Here is a 16,908-nt window from a genome sequence, read left to right on the forward strand (position 1 = left end):
ATCGCGATGTCCGCCACCCCCACCGCTCTCGCCCAGGAGCAAGAGTCCAAGCTGCACAAGACGCTCGGCCGGTTCGACCTCGTCTTCCTGCTGATCGCCGCGGTGGTCGGCCTCGAGACGCTCGGGCAGGTCTCGACGTTCGGCGCGGAGGCGTTCACCTGGACGCTGGTCCTCGCCGCGCTCTTCCTGATCCCGTACGGTCTCCTGTTCGCCGAGACCGGTGCCGCGTTCACCGAGGAGGGCGGCGCGTACACCTGGGTCCGGGACGCCTTCGGTCGCAAGGCAGGAGCGATCGCCGCGTTGCTGACCTGGGTGACGCAGCCGGTCTGGGTCGGCGGCTCGATGGCCTTCCTCGCGACCGAGGGCTGGAACGTCAACCTGACCAAGATCACCTCGGGGTCGACGGTCGACTACGTGTTCAAGCTGGTCTTCATCTGGCTGACCGTCCTCGCCGCGATCGTCAGTCTTCGATACGGCAAGTGGCTGCCGACCGTCGGCGCGATCCTGAAGGTGGTGCTGCTGATCGTGTTCGTCGGCACCGCCGTGCTGTACGCGGTGAAGAACGGCGTCACCGACCTCTCGCTCCACGACTTCTCCCCCACGCTGACCGGCCTGTTCGGCGCGACACCGCTGCTGCTGTTCGCCTACCTCGGGTTCGAGTCCGGCAACAGCGCCGCCGGCGAGATGAAGAACCCGAAACGCGACGTGCCGTTCGGCATCCTGCGGTCCAGCGGGATCGCCGCACTGTGTTACCTACTGCCGATCTTCTCGATCCTGCTGGTGGTTCCGAAGGACAAGATCACCGGGATCGGCGGGTTCTTCGACGCCACCGCGACCGTCTTCGGCGTGTACGGCGGCGCCGCCGACGTACTGCTCAAGATCCTGTCGGTCTGTCTCGTGTTCGTGCTGATGACGCAGGGCGCGGCGTGGATGATTATCTCGGACCGGATGCAGGCGATCGCGGCCGCGGACGGCGCGTTCTTCGGCGGCTTCTTCGGCATCTTCAACCGCCGGCTCAGTACGCCGGTCCGGGTCAACTTCCTGTCCGGCACGGTCGCGACGGTGTTCATGCTGGTCGCGATGAAGGTCAGCGGCAGCGCCGGGGCGATCTTCGGCGTCGTACTGACGATCGCGATCACGACGTTCCTGCTGTCGTACCTGCTGGTCATCCCGGCGGCGATCCGGCTCCGCACGGTCGATCCGGAGCGGCCGCGCCCGTTCCGGGTCCCGGTGCCGGACCGCTGGTTCGCGGCGATGGGGTGGCTGTGCTTCGCGTGGATCCTGCTCGGCTCGTGGGTGGCGATCTTCCCCGGCACGCTGGAGCCGCTGTTCGGCATCGAGTACGGGTTCCACGACGTCTGGGGCGTCAGCCGCGGCACGTTCGAGCTCTTCACGATCGGCACCCTCGTCGTACTGCTTGCCCTCGGCATCATCGGCTACCTGCGCGGGGCGCCCGTCCGCCGGGCCGTATCGATCGACCACCAGACCCCTGACAGGAGCAGTGTCGGATGACGACCATCGCCAACCCCGGCCCCACCCGGACCACCGGCCCGACCCACCCGCTCGACCGGTTGAGTGCCGCGGAGATCTCGCACAACCGCGCCGTCCTGGACGCGGCCGGGCTGATCGGTCCCACGACCCGGTTCCCGCTCGTCCAGCTCGCTGAACCGGCCAAGGCGGACGTCCTCGCCTGGCAGCCCGGGCAGGCCTGGGACCGGCGCGTGTGCTCGGTACTGCTCGAACGCGGCGCCGGCACCGTGACCGAGGTCGTCGTGTCACTGACCGAGGAGCGGGTCGTCTCCCGGCGCGAAGTCGACCTGGTGGACGAGGGGCAGCCGCCGATCATGGGCGAGGAGTTCGACCTGGTCGAGCGGATCCTCTGGGCCGATGAGCAGTGGTGCGCCGCGATGGCCCGCCGCGGCCTCACGACCCCCGAGCGGATCCGGATCTCCGCGCTCAGCGCCGGGCACTTCGAGTTCGAAGGGGAGGACGGGCGCCGGCTGGTCCGCTGCCTGTCGTTCCTGCAGCTGGACGACGACGACAACGTCTGGGCGCACCCGATCGACGGCATCGTCGCGTACGTCGACCTGAACTCCGGCGAGGTCGTCGAACTGATCGACGCCGGCAAGTTCGACGTACCGCTGGATCGAGCCGACTTCGAGCGCGGACCCGGTACGGCGCCCGAGCGGACCACGCAGCGGCCGATCGTCATCACCCAGCCCGAGGGGCCGAGCTTCACGGTCGACGGCGACCTGGTGCGGTGGGAGAACTGGGAGTTCCGGATCGGGTTCGACCAGGTCGAGGGCCTGACGCTGCACCAGCTCGGCTTCCACGACCGGACGCAGGGCCGGGTCCGGCCGATCGTGTACCGCGCCTCGGTCGCCGAGATGGTGGTGCCGTACGGCGATCCGTCGCCGGTGCGGTTCTGGCAGAACTACTTCGACGCCGGCGAGTACTCGCTCGGCAAGGAAGCGAACTCGCTCGCACTCGGCTGCGACTGCCTCGGCGAGATCCACTACTTCGACGCGATCGTTGCCGACGACAACGGGCTGCCGCGGCGGATCGAGAACGCGATCTGCATGCACGAGGAGGACTTCGGGGTGCTGTGGAAGCACACCGACTCCTACAACGGCACCAGCTCCACCCGGCGGCAGCGGCGGCTGGTGATCTCGTTCTTCATCACGGTCGGCAACTACGACTACGGGTTCTACTGGTACCTGTACCTGGACGGAACGATCGAGCTCGAGTGCAAGGCGACCGGCGTGGTGTTCGCGTCGGCGTACCCCGGGGCCGGGTATCCGTGGGCGAGTGAGATCGCGCCGGGCGTGGGGGCGCCGTACCACCAGCATCTGTTCTCGGCGCGGCTGGATCTGATGATCGACGGGGTCGGGAACGCGGTCGACGAGGTGGATGCGGTGCGGGTGCCGGTGTCTGACGCGAATCCGTACGGGAACGCGTTCACGCGGCGGTCCACCCGGTTGCGGACCGAGGGCGAGGCGGCGCGGCTCGCGGACGGGGCGGTCGGGCGGACGTGGCATCTGGTGAATCCGAACGTGACGAACGCGCTCGGGCAGCCGGTCGGGTACACGCTGCATCCGGAAGGTCAGCCGACGCTGCTGGCCGATCCGTCGTCGTCGATCGCGCGCCGGGCCGCCTTCACGACGAAGCACCTGTGGGTGACGGCACAGGACGAGAACCAGCGGTACCCGTCAGGGCGATTCGTCAACCAGAGCAGGGGAAACACCGGAATCGACACCTGGACCCAGGCAGACCGCGACGTCGACGGAACGGACATCGTCGTCTGGCACACGTTCGGCCTGACGCATTTTCCCAGCCCCGAGGACTGGCCGATCATGCCGGTCGACTACACCGGCTTCACCCTCAAACCCAGCGGCTTCTTCAACCAGAACCCAGCCCTCGATGCACCAAGGCCGGCCAGTACAACAGATCACTGCTGTCATTAGAGGTGGTGAAGGTTGGCGAGAACCTGCGGGCTGAGGAGTGTGTCCAGCTCCTCAGCTGTCAGGTCGCCAGTGGCCAGCGCGAGTGTGCGTACGTCGCCGGTGCCGGCGAGTACTGCTTTGGCTAGTTCTGCTGCGCGGGTGTAGCCGAGGTGGGGCGTGAGCGCGGTGACCAGGCCGACGTTGTGGGCGGCGGCCGCCGTGAGGGCTGCCGCGTCGACCGTGATGCCGTCGACGCACAGCTCCCGCAGCGCGTCGAACGCCGCGGCTGTCCAGGCAAAACCCTGCAGCAGCCCATGACACATCACCGGCTCGAAAGCGTTCAACTGCAGCTGTCCGCCCTCGGCCGCCATCGTGACCGTCACGTCCGTGCCGATCACCCAGAACGCGACCTGGTTCACCAGCTCCGGGATCACCGGATTCACCTTGCCCGGCATGATGCTCGACCCCGCCTGCCGCGCCGGCAGCCGCAGCTCCGCGAGTCCGGCCTGCGGCCCGGACGCGAGCAGCCGCAGGTCGTTGCAGATCTTCGACACCTTCACGACGACCCGCTTCAACACCCCCGACACCTGCACGAACGCACCGGTGTCACTCGTCGCCTCGACCAGATCACTGGCACCGACCAACGGCAGCCCGGTGATCTCCGCGAGCTCCGCGACCGCCCGCCGCCGGTACTCCGGATGCGCCGTGATCCCGGTCCCGATCGCCGTCGCGCCGAGGTTGATCTCGCACAGCAGTCCACGCGAGTCCGCAAGCCGCGCCAGCTCCTCCCGCAACGTGACCGCGAACGCCCCGAGCTCCTGCCCGACCGTCATCGGTACGGCGTCCTGCAGCTGCGTCCGCCCGATCTTCGGTACGGCGCGGAACTCCGTCGCCTTCGCCGCGAACGCCTCCGCCAACGCCGCCGTGGCAGCCGTCAGCCGCTCGATCGCCGCGATCAGCGCGAGCCGGACCGCCGTCGGGTACACGTCGTTCGTCGACTGGCACCGGTTCACGTGGTCGAGCGGATGCACCTCGTCGTACGCCGCCCGCGGCAGCCCGAGGATCTCCAGCGCGCGGTTCGCGATCACCTCGTTGGCGTTCAGGTTCGTCGACGTACCGGCGCCGCCCTGGACGACGTCGACGACGAACTGGTCGTCCAGCTTCCCGGCGCGCACCTCCTCGGCGGCCGCGGCGATCGCGGCGTACCGCCGGTCGTCGAGCAGGCCGAGGTCGTGGTTCGCCCGGGCCGCGGCGAGCTTCACCGCACCGAGGGCGGCGACGAGCTCACGGTGGCTGCCGACCGGGGTCCCGCTGACGGCGAAGTTCGTCAGCGCCCGCGCGGTGTGCACGCCCCAATAGGCCGTCGCCGGTACGTCGTGCGACCCGAGCGAGTCGAACTCGGTCCGCATGCTCATCTCCCGGCCACGTCCAGCGCGGTCCAGGCCAGCGCTGTCGCCGCGTCGAGCAGCGCCTTCTCGGCGTCACCGCCGACACAGTGCGCGGCGAACTCGGGCTGATGGTTCAGCGCCGGCAGTGACCCGATCCCGACGTACGGGTGGATGGCCGGGACGATCTGCGACACGTTGCCCATGTCGGTCGACGCCCGGTTCATCCGCCGCGCCGGCGTCCCCGGGTCGAACACCCGGCCGAGCGCCTCGGCGTTGCGGACATAGGCCTGCAGCGCGGGCTCGTACGTACGGAACTCGGCGTACGGCTTGCTCTCCGGGGTGATGTCGAGCGTGGCCCCGGTGGCGAGGGCGCCGGCCTCGAAGCAGCGCCGTACCCGCTCCTCGGTCTCGGCGAGCTGCGCGAGCGACTCGGCGCGCACGTACCACCGGCCCTCGGTGCGGGCGGGGATCGCGTTCGGGGCCTCTCCGCCGTTGGTCATCACGCCGTGGACGCGGACCGTCGGCGGCAGCTGCTGCCGGAGCAGGCCCATCGCGACCTGGGCGATCGTGAACGCGTCGGCGGCGTTGACGCCTTGTTCCGGGTACGCCGCCGCGTGCGCGGCCTTGCCCTGGTACGTGATGTGCGAGTGCGACACCGCGAACGGCTCGGCCTCCGCGACGTCGACCGGGGCCGGATGCGCCATCATCGCGAGGTCCAGCCCGGTGAACGCGCCGCGGTCGAGCAGCTCGATCTTCCCGCCGCCGCCTTCCTCGGCGGGCGTGCCGTACACCTCGATCGTCAGCCCGGCGGCGTCCGCCAGCGGCGCGAGCGCCCGGGCCGCGCCGACCGTGATCGCCGAGATCAGGTTGTGCCCGCAGGCGTGCCCGAGCCCCGGCAGTGCGTCGTACTCGGCGCACAGCCCGAGCCGGAACGGCCCGTTCCCGTACGTCGCGAGGAACGCCGTCTCGAGCCCGAGGTACTCCGGCGTCACCGTGAAGCCGGCCTCGTCGAGCGCCTCGGCGACCCAGCCCGCGGAACGGTGCTCCTGCCAGGCGGTCTCGGGATGCGCGTGCAGGTTCTCCGAGAGCTGGATCAGCCGCTCGGCGTCGGCGCCGACCGTCCGCGCCACCGCGAGCCGGGCGTCACTCATCGCCGGGAACGCCGTACGACGGCGCGGCCGCCGGGTTCAGCCCGCGCGTGACGTAGTCGTCGCGCTGCGGAAGCCAGCGGTCGAGCAGCGCGCGCAGATCCTGCACCGGCTCGTCGCTCCAGTCGACCCGCAGATCGGTCTCCCGCCAGGGCACCCGGCGTACGACGGAAAGCCCTGCGGAATGGACCGGTCCGGCCTCGCCGCCGGCCTTCAGGCCCGCCTCCAGCGCGGTCAGCAGGCGCTCCTCCAGCTCGCCGGTCGACGACTCGAACGCCTCGACGATCGCGTCCACGACCTCCGGCCCGGCCAGCATGTTGCCAGCAGCAACCACCCCGGCAGCGGCCCGGTCGTGGTGGATGCCGAGCGCCTGGTCACCGGAGTACGCCGCGCCCGCGCCGTCCAGGGAAAGCACCGTCAGCTGGCGGTGTTCGATCAGCTCCCGGTCGCGTACGACGTTGCCGAGCGCGGTCCGCGGATCCGCGCCGTTCGCGAGCTCGTCGAGCAGCGCCGTACCGAGCCGGGGATCGGTGACGTTCTGCGAGGACGCGCCACCGACGCCCGCGCGGAGGTGGATGCAGCGGGCCGCGACCGCCGGGCTCGACGAGGTGACGGCGATGCCGACGGCGCCGTTCCCGTCGGTACCGAGCACCGAGAACGTCACGCGATCACCGCGATCGCGTCGACCTCGACCAGCCACTCCGGACGGGCCAGTGCCGACACCACGATCCCGGTCGAAATCGGGTGCACGCCCTTCGTCCAGCGGCCGATCGTGCGGTACACCGGCTCGCGGTAGCGCGGGTCGACGATGTATATCGTCAGCTTCACCAGGTGTTCCATCCGCGCCCCGGCCTCACGCAGCAGCAGCTCGATGTTCGCCATCGCCTGCTCGGTCTGCGCTTCGACGTCGCCGATACCGACGGACTCGCTGGTGTCCAGGTTCTGCCCGATCTGCCCGCGGACGTAGACCGTGTTGCCGGCCACCACGGCCTGGCAGAGGTCGTTGTCGAGATTCTGCTCGGGGTAGGTGTCGCGGGTGTTGAACGGTCGGATCCGGGTGTGGCCGCCGACGACGATCGGCTCCGCTGGGTGCGTCATACCACCGAGCCTAGGAAGCCCGGCGGGTGCTGTCGAGACGATCTATTGGGCCCCGAACATCGACGCAATCGATCCACGCTCGACCAGGTCGGCGATCAGCTCCTCGACCGCCGCCACCCGCCGGGTCGGCCGGACGCCGGTCGCCTTGATCAGGACGACGTCCAGCGCCGGCGCCTCGTGCGCGATGTCGACGGCCACCACCTCGCGCGCGTCGGCGCGACCGGAGCTCCGCGGGCGGACGTTCAGCACGGTGTACGCGAGCCCGCGGGCCACCAGCGCCCGGCAGGTCTCCGCGCTCGTGGACCGGAAGCGCGGCGTCGGGTTCAGCCCGACCGCGCGGAACATCCCGGTGAAGTAGTCACGGCTGTACGGCAGGTCGAGCAGCGCGAGCGGCTCTTCCGCCAGCTCGGCCAGCTTCACCTTCTTCCGCCGGGCCAGCCGGTGCGTCCGCGGCAGCAGCACGTACGGCGGCAACGTGTACAGCGACGTCACCTCGACCCGCGGATCGGCGGTGATGTCGTACCCGATCGCGATCTCGAACCGGCCGCTCGCCACTCCCTCGACCAGCTCCTCCAGGTCGACCTCACTGGTGTTCACCGCCAGGCCGGGCAGCCGCTCGGCCGCCTCCGCGAGCAGCTCGGGCAGCAGGTACGGCGCCAGTACGCCGAAGCAGGCCAGGTGCAGCGTCCCGCTCACCTCGTCGCCGAGGCCGCGCGCCTCGTCCGCGAGCTCGGCCGCCTGCCGGAGCAGCAGCCGGCTCGCCGCCAGCAGCTGCTCGCCCGCCGACGTGAGCGTGACGCCACGGGCGTGGTGCCTGAGCAGCAGCTGCACGTTGAGCGCCCGCTCCAGCTCGACCAGGGCCGTGGACAGCGCGGACTGCGACAGGTGGATCGACTGCGCCGCGGCGGTCACGCTGCCCGCCTCCGCCACGGCAACGAAGTACTCCAGCTGCCTGAGGGTGTACTGGGCCATGACTCACTCTAGGCCCTTGCATCGATCGAGCGGAACTAGAACGCCAGGAAGATCTGTTGGACACGGGGATTGCCGGACGCTGAGGATTCGAAGCGAGACAGTGTTCCGGACGGACTGGAGGTTGGGGATGTCGAACCTGGAGGTGGAGGTCGTCGTCGTGGGCGCGGGCCAGGCCGGCGTCGCGATGAGCGAGCACCTGGGCTCCCTCGGCGTACCGCATCTGGTCCTGGAACGGGACCGGATCGCCGAGCGCTGGCGGACCGCGCGCTGGGACTCGCTGGTCGCCAACGGGCCCGCCTGGCACGACCGGTTCCCCGGGCTGGAGTTCTTCGACCTGGACCCGGACGGGTTCGCCGGGAAGGACCAGGTCGCCGACTACTTCGTCGCGTACGCCGAGAAGGTCTCCGCGCCGATCCGCACCGGGGTCGACGTGACGTCGGTCCGCAAGCACGACGGCCGCCCGGGCTTCCGGGTGGAGACGTCGGACGGCACCATCAACACCCGGTTCGTGGTCGCCGCGACCGGACCGTTCCAGCGGCCGGTGATCCCGCCGATCGTCCCGGCGGACGCGGGTCCGGTCCAGCTGCACTCGAACGCGTACCGCAATCCCGATCAGCTGCCCGCGGGCGCCGTACTCGTGGTCGGCGCGGGCTCGTCCGGCGTCCAGATCGCCGACGAACTCCGCCGGTCGGGACGGCAGATGTACCTGTCGGTCGGCCCGCACGACCGGCCGCCGCGCAGCTACCGCGGCCGCGACTTCTGCTGGTGGCTCGGCGTCCTCGGCCTCTGGGACCTGGAGACCCCGCCGGCCGGTGCCGAGCACGTCACGATCGCGGTCAGCGGCGCGCACGGCGGCCACACCGTCGACTTCCGCGCGCTGGCCGCCTCCGGGATCCAGCTGGCCGGCATGACCGCGTCGTACGACGACGGCGTCCTGCGGTTCGCGAACGACCTCGGCGAGAACATCGCCCGCGGCGACGCGAACTACCTGGCGCTGCTCGACCAGGCCGACGCGTACGTCGAACGCAACGGCCTCGACCTCCCCGAGGAACCGTCGGCCCGCGAACTCGGCCCGGACCCGGAGTCCGTCACCGACCCGCTGCTCGAACTCGACCTGTCCGGCATCAGCTGCATCCTCTGGGCCACCGGCTACGCCACCGACTACAGCTGGCTCCAGGTCGACGCCTTCGACGAGAACGGCCGCCCCCGCCAGCGCCGCGGCGTCTCCACCGAACCCGGCGTCTACTTCGTCGGCCTGCCCTGGCTCTCCCGCCGCGGCTCCAGCTTCATCTGGGGCGTCTGGCACGACGCCAAGTACATCGCCGGCCACATCGCCACCCAGCGCAACTACCTCGCGTACCGGACCCGCTGGGACGGCTGACTCGTGTAGCGTCACTGCATGGGTGGGTCTGGGGACGTCCTGGTGGTGACCGCGATGCCGTTGTCCGCGAACGCCCGGGTCGAGCTGAGCGAACTGCTCGGCGAGGGGTACGTCGTGGTGGACATCCGGACCGCGCCGTCGACCGCCAACATCCTGCTCACCCCGGTCGTGAGCGGCCAACTGCTCGGCAACCTGCGGCACATGTTCCCGCAGGCCCGGATCCTGTTCACCGAGCTGCACGACGACGGGCACGGGATCAGCTTCCCCGGACCGCTGGCCCGGATCATGGCGAACGGCCCGGACGGGTACTACGTCGCGCACGCCCTCGACGCACTCGCACCGGCGATCCAGACCGAGACCAGGCTCCAACTGTCCGGCAGCTCCCGGAAGAACGGCCCCCGCTTCGCCCTCCCCGCCCCAGCTGCACCGGCCGCGCCCGCCGAGGACCCGCCCGACTTGGACGGCAGCACTGTCATCTGGGTCGACCGCACACAGCACTCCACCCCACCCGCGGGCCGCTGGCTGGACCCCGAGCCGATCGACAGCGTGGTCGGCGAACTCCTGGGCATCCCGAACCCCCGCGACGACACCCTCTGGGCAACACTCACCGCCGAGTGCGCCATCAGACTCCTGACAGCCACCGGCGAAAACGTCCTCGTCGACGTCGGAAGCCTCACCCCCACCGTCGCCGCGGAACTCAAGATCCGCGTCAGCAGCGAAGGCATCGACCACAGCTCCTGGCCGTCGTGACGACCGACCTGAGCGTGCTGTTCCCGCCGGGTTCGGCGAGCGCGGAGGCGATGGGCGCCGAGGCGTTCGGCGACCTGCGGCTGGACCAGGTCGTGCGCGCGGTGACGGCCGGGCGGGCGGAGTACGAGCTGGATCCGTTCTTCCGGCGGACCGTCCGCTCGGCGGAAGCGGTCGGCTGGCGGCACGAGGTCGTCAAGGATCTGCAGAACGAGCAGGTCTCGCAGTGCGTGCGGGAGTTCGCGGCACGGATGGTGTCGGTGCGGACGTGTCTGGCGCAGGCGCAGAAGCTGCATCACGAACTGCAACGGCAACGCTGGCTGCTCAGCGCCGCCGAGACGTACGGCGCGGCCGTCACCGGACTCACCGCACTGCAGCCGGCGTCCCGCGGGTTGCGCGCGCTCCACGAGTACCTCACGGAGTACGCCGGATCGCCGGGCTTCCAGGAGCTGCTTGCCGACAGCAACAAGCTGGTGGCGGACCTGGCCGGCGTCCGGTACCAGCTGCACCTGAAGCCGAACGCGGTCACCGTGAGCCGGTCCGCCGGCGGGTCCGACTACAGCGCCGAGATCGAGGACACGTTCGCGCGCTTCCGGCAGGGCGAGGCGAAGGACTACCGGATCACCTTCGAGACCTCGCCCGCGGTCAACCAGCTCGAAGGGGCGATCCTGCGCCGGGTCGCCGACCTGCACCCGGAGGCCTTCGGTGCGCTGCAGCGGTTCAGCGACCGGTATCCGGCGTTCGTGGATCCGGTGCTCACCCGGTTCGACCGCGAGGTGCAGTTCTACCTGTCGTACCTCGACCACATCCAGCCGCTGCGGGACGCCGGGCTGCCGTTCTGCTTCCCGGTGGTCAGTGCGTCGAAGGCCGTCGGTGCCACCGGTACGTTCGACCTGGCGCTCGCGGCGTCGGCGGTCGACGCCGGGCGAACCGTCGTACGGAACGACTTCCGGCTCGCGGACCGGGAGCGGATCTTCGTCGTCACCGGGCCGAACCAGGGCGGCAAGACGACGTTCGCGCGGACCTTCGGGCAGCTGCACCAGCTGGCCGCGCTCGGGCTGCCGGTGCCGGGCGAGAAGGCCGAGCTGTTCCTCTTCGACCGGCTGTTCACGCATTTCGGGCGCGAGGAGAACCCCGACGACCTGCGCGGGAAGCTCAAGGACGACCTGGTCCGGACGCGCGAGATCCTCGATCGGGCGACCGGCGACAGCATCGTGATCCTGAACGAGGTCTTCAACTCCACCACCCTGCGCGACGCGACCGCCATTGCCGGGCGGGTCCTCGCGGACCTCGAGGACCGCGGGCTGCTCGGCGTCTGCGTCACGTTCCTCGACGAGCTGGCGGCGCCGAGCGCGACGCGGGTCAGCCTGGTCAGCACCGTCGACCCAGCCGATCCCGCCGTACGGACGTTCCGCGTCGTGCGTGCCCCGGCCGACGGGCGCGCGTACGCCGCCGCGATCGCCGCGAAGTACCGGCTGGGGTACGACGACCTGCGAAGGCGGCTGGACCGGTGAAGGTCAACCTGCTGTACCGCGACCGGGACCTGGACGCGTCCCGCGATGCCGACGACCTGGTCCGCGACCTCGGGCTCGACCGGCTGTACGACGCGATGGCCGATGGCGACACCATCGTCCGGGAGGTCGTGGCGCAGGTCGTCGCGCAGTCGCTGGAGGACACCGACGACGTCGAGTACCGGCAGGACGTCCTCCGCGACTGCCTGCGGGAGCCGGACGTCGTCCGCGAGCTGTACCGCGTCGCGGTCGAGGCGCTGGAGTCCGAGCAGCGCGTCTACCGGTACTTCCGGAGCGCCGACGGGATCCTGCACAGCTCCGGCCAGTTGCTCGACGTACTCATGACCGCACTGCGACGGCTCCGCACCGTCGCCGATCCTGCCGCCGATCCGGCCGCGGGCCGTTTCCGGTCCGAGGGCTTCGGCAGGTTCTTCCGGATGATCGCGACGGACCTCGACGACGAGTACTTCGCGACCGTGGACGCGCAGCTCAAACGGCTCCGGTTCGCCGACGGCGTCGTCCTCGGCGCGGAACTCGGAGCGGGCAACCGCGGCACCGGATACGTGCTGCGGCGCCCGGGCGACGGCCGCCGGGATCGCCGCCGGTGGCTGCCGCGGACCGGGCAGGACGCGTTCACGATCCAGATCCCGGACCGCGACGACAGCGGCGTACAGGCGTTGGTGCACCTGCGCGAGCAGGCGTTGAACCTGGTCGCCAACGCCGTCGCCCAGGCCGCGGACCACGTCCTCGCCTTCTTCCGGTTGCTCAGGACGGAGCTGGCGTTCTGTCTCGGCTGCCTGAACCTGCACGACCGGTTGACGGCGAGAGGCGCGCCGACCTGCTTCCCGGAGGTGAAGGCCGCGCTGCCGTTCAGCCTCACGGCCCGCGGCCTGTACGACGCCGGACTGGTGCTGCGGATCGACGATCGGGTCGTCGGCAACGACCTCGCCGCGGACGGCGCCGCGACGGTCGTCATCACCGGAGCGAACCAGGGCGGCAAGTCGACGGCACTCCGGTCGCTCGGTCTCGCGCAGCTGATGCTGCAGGCCGGGATGTTCGTCCCGGCGGAGTCGCTGAGCGCCGGTATCTGCCACGGCGTCCACACCCACTACCAGCGGGAGGAGGACGCGACGATGCACAGCGGCAAGCTCGACGAGGAACTCCAGCGGTTCAGCGGGATGGTCGACCGCCTCCGGCCCGGCGCACTGCTGCTCTGCAACGAGTCGTTCGCCTCCACCAACGAACGCGAAGGATCGGCCCTCGCGCTCGATATCCTCCGCGCGCTCCGCGAGGCCGACGTCCGCGTCGTCTTCGTCACCCACCTCACCGAGCTCACCACCACCCTGTACGACGACCACGACCCGGCGACGCTGTTCCTTCGCGCCGAGCGGCTCGCCGACGGCCGCCGGACCTTCAAGCTCACCGAGGCGCCGCCACACACCTCAAGTCATGGCGAGGACCTCGCCCGGGAGATCCTCGGCTGAGTCCGGGTGGTTCGTGCTCTTTCGCCTGCCATGAGAGTGGTGCTATAAAAGCACCATGAAGCTCCCCGCGCAGCCGAACAGGTCGCTGATGGACGGGCTTGCCTGTCTGCAGGCGCTGGCGGCCTGCACCGCGCCGGTCGGGTCGCGAGAGCTGGCGCGGATGCTGCGGCTCGAGCCGACCAGGGTGAACCGGTTGCTCGGCACGCTCGCGTCGATGGGGCTGGCCGAGCAGGACGCGAGCCGCAAGTACCGGCCGGGCCCGGGGATCCACGCGTTGGCCGCGCAGAGTTTGTTCGGGTCGGGGTTGGTCAACCGGGCGATGCGGTACCTGCCGCCGCTGCACCAGTACGGCCATGTGGTCGCGCTCGGTGTGCTGTGGCGCGACCAGACGTCGTACCTGTATCAGGTCAATCCGGAGAGCCCGGCGGATCGCGGGATCGTGCAGGGCCTGCCGTTCCCGGCAGCGTCGTCCGGGATCGGCCTGGTGCTGCTCGCCCAGCAGAGCGAGGAAGCCGTCCGGGAGTTGTACGACCCGACCGAGCCGCCACTGCTGCCGTTGAGCTTCGACCCGCCCGAGGTGGACGACCTGCTCGGGCGGCTGCGGCAGATCCGCGAGCAGGGGTACGCCCTGGTGTCCACCGATCTCGGGCGGCGCACGCTGGCCGTCCCGGTGGGCGAGGCGTCGTACGCCGGGATCGGATTCGCCGGGAAGTTCCGCGACGACGACGTACCCGAGCTGAAGGCCGCGCTGATCGAGGCGGCCGAGCAGATCGATCAAGCCTGACCCGAGCCTGAACTGAGCCTGAGGAGCCCGATGACCGCCCGTGAACTCCTGACCGTGGACCCTGCCGTCGCCGAACGAGCCTTCCGTACCGAGCACCTGCAGGCCGAGCTGGTGATCGTCGGCGGCGGACTGGCCGGCACCTGCGCGGCGATCACCGCCGCCCGCGCCGGGACCCGCGTCGTACTCGTCCAGGACCGCCCGGTGCTCGGCGGGAACGCCTCCAGCGAGGTCCGGCTGTGGGCGCTCGGGGCGACCGCACACATGTTCAACAACAACCGCTGGTCACGCGAGGGCGGCGTACTCGACGAGTTGCTGGTCGAGAACACGTACCGCAACCCCGAGGGCAACGCGGTCCTCTTCGACGCCGTCCTGCTCGACAAGGTTGTTGCTGAGGACAACATCCGGCTGCTGCTGAACACCGCGGCGACCGCGGTCGCGAAGGACGGCGGCCGGATCACGTCGGTCACCGCGTTCTGCAGCCAGAACTCGACCCGGTACGAGGTCGCCGCGCCGCTGTTCTGCGACGCGTCCGGCGACGGCGTCCTCGGGTACCTGGCCGGGGGGGCGTATCGGATGGGCGCGGAGGGCCGGGACGAGTTCGGTGAGCTGTTCGCGCCGTCGGAGTCGTACGGCGGGCTGCTCGGGCAGTCGATCTACTTCTACAGCAAGGACGTCGGCGTACCGGTCACGTTCACGCCGCCGGACTACGCGCTGGCCGACATTACGAAGATCCCGCGCTGGCGAAGCTTCAACACGTCGGTGCAGGGCTGCCGGCTGTGGTGGATCGAGTACGGCGGCCGACTGGACACCGTGCACGACACCGAGGAGATCAAGTGGGAACTGTGGAAGGTCGTGTACGGCGTCTGGAACCACCTGAAGAACTCGGGTGAGTTCCCGGAGGCCGAGACGCTGACGCTCGAGTGGGTCGGCCTGATCCCGGGCAAGCGGGAGAGCCGCCGGTTCGAGGGGCTGTACATGCTGCGGCAGCAGGACCTGGTCGAGCAGCGGCGGCACGACGACGCGATCGCGTCCGGCGGGTGGTCCATCGATCTGCATCCGGCCGACGGGGTGTTCAGCGAGCACGCGGGGAGCAACCACCTGCACCCACGGGGCGTGTACCAGGTTCCCTACCGCTGTCTGGTCTCGCGGGACGTGCCGAACCTACTGCTGGCCGGGCGGATCATCAGCGTGTCCCATGTCGCGTTCGCCTCGACGCGGGTGATGGCGACGTGTGCGCAGATCGGCCAGGCCGCCGGGATGGCCGCCGTACTCTGCGGTCGCGCGGGGGTGTTGCCTGCCGAGCTGGTGGAGCCTGAGCGGATGCGGACGTTGCAGCGCGAGTTGCTGCGGACGGGGCAGCACATTCCCGGCGTACCGCTGGATGATCCGGAGGATCTTGCGCAGCGCGCGGAGTTGTCCGCGTCGAGCTCATTCATCCTCGGCACGCTTCCCGACGACGCCCCGCCCGTGCCGCTCGACCACCCACGCGCTCAGCTCCTGCCGCTCCCCGCGGGTCCGCTCCCCCAGTTGACGCTGACCGTCGACGTCGCTGCGCCGACCACGCTGACGGTCGAGCTCCGCGCGGGCAATCAGCCGGACGACTACACGCCCGACGTCGTGCTCGCCACGCAGGACTTCACCCTCGATGCGGGCCCTGCGCAACAGATCACGGTGGATGTGGCGGGGGCGGTCGACCAGCCGCGGTACATCTTCGTGGTGTTGCTGCAGAACGACGACGTCGCGGTCCACACCACCACCCGGCACGCGACCGGGCTGGTGTCGGTGCAGCACAAGTCGACGCAAGAGGCGGACGAGTCGGTCGGGCGGCCGCGGGTCGAGTTCTGGACGCCGGAGCGGCGACCGGACGGGCGGAACTTCGCGGTGTCGATCGACCCGCCGGTGCAGGCCTGGCAGGTCGAGAACCTGCGCAACGGTCACGCCCGCCCGACGGCGCAGCCGAACGCGTGGGCGGCCGGCCTCGACGACGAGCGGCCGACTGTCCGGCTGCGGTGGGACGGCGTCCAGCAGATCGGCCGGGTCGAGCTGAGCTTCGACACCGACTTCGACCAGGCGATGGAGTCGGTGTCGTGGAACCACGCCGAGCGGGCGATGCCGTTCTGCGCCCGGGACTACGTCGTCCGCGCCGGCGACCGCGTCGTGGCCGAACGGACCGGCAACCACCAGACCCGCAACACCCTCACGTTCGACCCGCCGCTCGCCACCGACGACCTCTCGGTGGAGATCGTCGCGTCCCACGGCGACGTCCCGGTGGCGCTGTTCGACCTGCGCTGCTACGAGCCGGTGAGGAACGAGCGGATGTGATCGAGCGCCATGTCGAGCGCGGTTTCCATCGGGGTGATGTCGTGCTGGGTCCCGGCGAGCAGGTAGCCACCCTGTAGCGCCGCCATCAGGCCGACCGCGAGCTTGTCGGGGTCGGCCGCGGCGGCGAGGGCACCGTTGTCCTGCATCCGCCGGAGGCCGGCGGCGATCAGGCCGGTCCATTCGGCGAAGGTCTCGGCCAGGGTCGCGCGCGCCTCGTCGTCCTGGTCGGACAGCTCACTGGCCATCGAGCCGAGCGCACACCCGTACGCCCCGTTCTGGAGCGCGTTGCGTTGGACCAAAGCGTCCCGCCAGCGCTTCAGGCCGCGGAACGAGCGCAGCCGCTCCAGGTAGCCCTGCTCGCGTTCGAGGACCTGGCCGGACCGGAGCGCGACGACCGCCCGGACCAATTGGTCCTTGTCGGCGAAGTGCTGGTAGAGCTGCGACTTGCTCGTACCGCTCGCCGCCCGGACGTCGTCCAGCGTGGTCGCATTGACCCCACGGACGTACATCAGGTCCGCCGCCGCCTCCACGATCCGGGCCCTGGTGGCGAGGCCGCGAGCGGTCAGCCGACGTGCCGGCGCGTCCGTCGCGGTCCCAGGTGCAGTCACGTCGCCCACCGTACCGCCGACC

General features: G+C 70.4%; 14 protein-coding genes. 8 read left to right on the forward strand and 6 right to left on the reverse strand.

Annotated elements, in window-relative coordinates:
* Positions 1-6 precede the first annotated feature (6 nt).
* Positions 7-1,512 carry an APC family permease gene (locus ACXJJ3_RS11350; protein ID WP_458169944.1) on the forward strand — a complete coding sequence of 502 codons (1,506 nt, stop codon included), beginning with the start codon at positions 7-9 and terminating at the stop codon, positions 1,510-1,512.
* Positions 1,509-3,464: a primary-amine oxidase gene (locus ACXJJ3_RS11355; protein WP_458169945.1), complete on the forward strand. Its 1,956-nt coding sequence runs from the start codon at positions 1,509-1,511 to the stop codon at positions 3,462-3,464. Before ACXJJ3_RS11350 ends, ACXJJ3_RS11355 begins: the two co-directional genes overlap by 4 nt.
* On the opposite strand, the gene ACXJJ3_RS11360 is transcribed toward ACXJJ3_RS11355, so the two are convergent.
* From ACXJJ3_RS11360 to ACXJJ3_RS11380, 5 genes are read right to left on the reverse strand one after another with little or no spacing between them, the layout of a single operon-like run.
* The gene (locus tag ACXJJ3_RS11360) at positions 3,461-4,852 is read right to left on the reverse strand and encodes an aspartate ammonia-lyase (protein ID WP_458169946.1); all 1,392 of its coding nucleotides are present in this window, start codon (positions 4,850-4,852) and stop codon (positions 3,461-3,463) included. The genes ACXJJ3_RS11355 and ACXJJ3_RS11360 overlap by 4 nt on opposite strands.
* A gap of 2 nt (positions 4,853-4,854) precedes the next feature.
* Positions 4,855-5,982, reverse strand: a complete 1,128-nt coding sequence (locus tag ACXJJ3_RS11365) for a M20 family metallopeptidase (RefSeq protein WP_458169947.1) — start codon at positions 5,980-5,982, stop codon at positions 4,855-4,857.
* Positions 5,975-6,643 carry a DUF1028 domain-containing protein gene (locus ACXJJ3_RS11370; protein WP_458169948.1) on the reverse strand — a complete coding sequence of 223 codons (669 nt, stop codon included), beginning with the start codon at positions 6,641-6,643 and terminating at the stop codon, positions 5,975-5,977. The genes ACXJJ3_RS11365 and ACXJJ3_RS11370 overlap by 8 nt, the downstream gene beginning before the upstream one ends.
* The gene (locus ACXJJ3_RS11375) at positions 6,640-7,077 is read right to left on the reverse strand and encodes a RidA family protein (protein WP_458169949.1); all 438 of its coding nucleotides are present in this window, start codon (positions 7,075-7,077) and stop codon (positions 6,640-6,642) included. The genes ACXJJ3_RS11370 and ACXJJ3_RS11375 overlap by 4 nt, the downstream gene beginning before the upstream one ends.
* Before the next feature lie 42 nt (positions 7,078-7,119).
* A complete protein-coding gene (locus tag ACXJJ3_RS11380) occupies positions 7,120-8,049 on the reverse strand; it encodes a LysR family transcriptional regulator (RefSeq protein ID WP_458169950.1) in 930 nt (309 codons plus the stop codon).
* A gap of 127 nt (positions 8,050-8,176) precedes the next feature.
* Between ACXJJ3_RS11380 and ACXJJ3_RS11385 the strand changes: the two genes are divergently transcribed.
* Genes ACXJJ3_RS11385 through ACXJJ3_RS11410 form a run of 6 tightly spaced genes read left to right on the forward strand, consistent with a single transcriptional unit; the run spans position 8,177 to position 16,278 of the window.
* On the forward strand, positions 8,177-9,430 hold the full coding sequence (locus ACXJJ3_RS11385; RefSeq protein WP_458169951.1) for a flavin-containing monooxygenase: 1,254 nt from the start codon (positions 8,177-8,179) through the stop codon (positions 9,428-9,430).
* A gap of 18 nt (positions 9,431-9,448) precedes the next feature.
* The gene (locus ACXJJ3_RS11390; protein WP_458169952.1) at positions 9,449-10,180 is read left to right on the forward strand and encodes a hypothetical protein; all 732 of its coding nucleotides are present in this window, start codon (positions 9,449-9,451) and stop codon (positions 10,178-10,180) included.
* Complete coding sequence (locus tag ACXJJ3_RS11395; RefSeq protein WP_458169953.1) at positions 10,177-11,691, forward strand: MutS-related protein; 1,515 nt, start codon at positions 10,177-10,179, stop codon at positions 11,689-11,691. The genes ACXJJ3_RS11390 and ACXJJ3_RS11395 overlap by 4 nt, the downstream gene beginning before the upstream one ends.
* Entirely contained in the window at positions 11,688-13,172 is a 1,485-nt protein-coding gene (locus tag ACXJJ3_RS11400; protein WP_458169954.1) for a MutS-related protein, read from the forward strand. The genes ACXJJ3_RS11395 and ACXJJ3_RS11400 overlap by 4 nt, the downstream gene beginning before the upstream one ends.
* Positions 13,173-13,227: 55 nt before the next feature.
* Positions 13,228-13,956, forward strand: a complete 729-nt coding sequence (locus ACXJJ3_RS11405; protein WP_458169955.1) for an IclR family transcriptional regulator — start codon at positions 13,228-13,230, stop codon at positions 13,954-13,956.
* Between the two features lie 30 nt (positions 13,957-13,986).
* A complete protein-coding gene (locus ACXJJ3_RS11410; RefSeq protein WP_458169956.1) occupies positions 13,987-16,278 on the forward strand; it encodes an FAD-dependent oxidoreductase in 2,292 nt (763 codons plus the stop codon).
* Here ACXJJ3_RS11410 and ACXJJ3_RS11415 read toward each other — a convergent pair.
* The gene (locus tag ACXJJ3_RS11415) at positions 16,248-16,886 is read right to left on the reverse strand and encodes a TetR/AcrR family transcriptional regulator (RefSeq protein WP_458169957.1); all 639 of its coding nucleotides are present in this window, start codon (positions 16,884-16,886) and stop codon (positions 16,248-16,250) included. The genes ACXJJ3_RS11410 and ACXJJ3_RS11415 overlap by 31 nt on opposite strands.
* Positions 16,887-16,908 lie beyond the last annotated feature (22 nt).

The organism is Kribbella sp. WER1, from assembly GCF_054189145.1.

Excerpts from the sequence above, each read along its gene's own strand:
- ACXJJ3_RS11350 (WP_458169944.1), top strand. The coding sequence starts at position 7 with ATGTCCGCCACCCCCACCGCTCTCGCCCAGGAGCAAGAGTCCAAGCTG.
- ACXJJ3_RS11355 (WP_458169945.1), top strand. The coding sequence starts at position 1,509 with ATGACGACCATCGCCAACCCCGGCCCCACCCGGACCACCGGCCCGACC.
- ACXJJ3_RS11360 (WP_458169946.1), bottom strand. The coding sequence starts at position 4,852 with ATGCGGACCGAGTTCGACTCGCTCGGGTCGCACGACGTACCGGCGACG.
- ACXJJ3_RS11365 (WP_458169947.1), bottom strand. The coding sequence starts at position 5,982 with ATGAGTGACGCCCGGCTCGCGGTGGCGCGGACGGTCGGCGCCGACGCC.
- ACXJJ3_RS11375 (WP_458169949.1), bottom strand. The coding sequence starts at position 7,077 with ATGACGCACCCAGCGGAGCCGATCGTCGTCGGCGGCCACACCCGGATC.
- ACXJJ3_RS11380 (WP_458169950.1), bottom strand. The coding sequence starts at position 8,049 with ATGGCCCAGTACACCCTCAGGCAGCTGGAGTACTTCGTTGCCGTGGCG.
- ACXJJ3_RS11385 (WP_458169951.1), top strand. The coding sequence starts at position 8,177 with ATGTCGAACCTGGAGGTGGAGGTCGTCGTCGTGGGCGCGGGCCAGGCC.
- ACXJJ3_RS11390 (WP_458169952.1), top strand. The coding sequence starts at position 9,449 with ATGGGTGGGTCTGGGGACGTCCTGGTGGTGACCGCGATGCCGTTGTCC.
- ACXJJ3_RS11405 (WP_458169955.1), top strand. The coding sequence starts at position 13,228 with ATGAAGCTCCCCGCGCAGCCGAACAGGTCGCTGATGGACGGGCTTGCC.
- ACXJJ3_RS11410 (WP_458169956.1), top strand. The coding sequence starts at position 13,987 with ATGACCGCCCGTGAACTCCTGACCGTGGACCCTGCCGTCGCCGAACGA.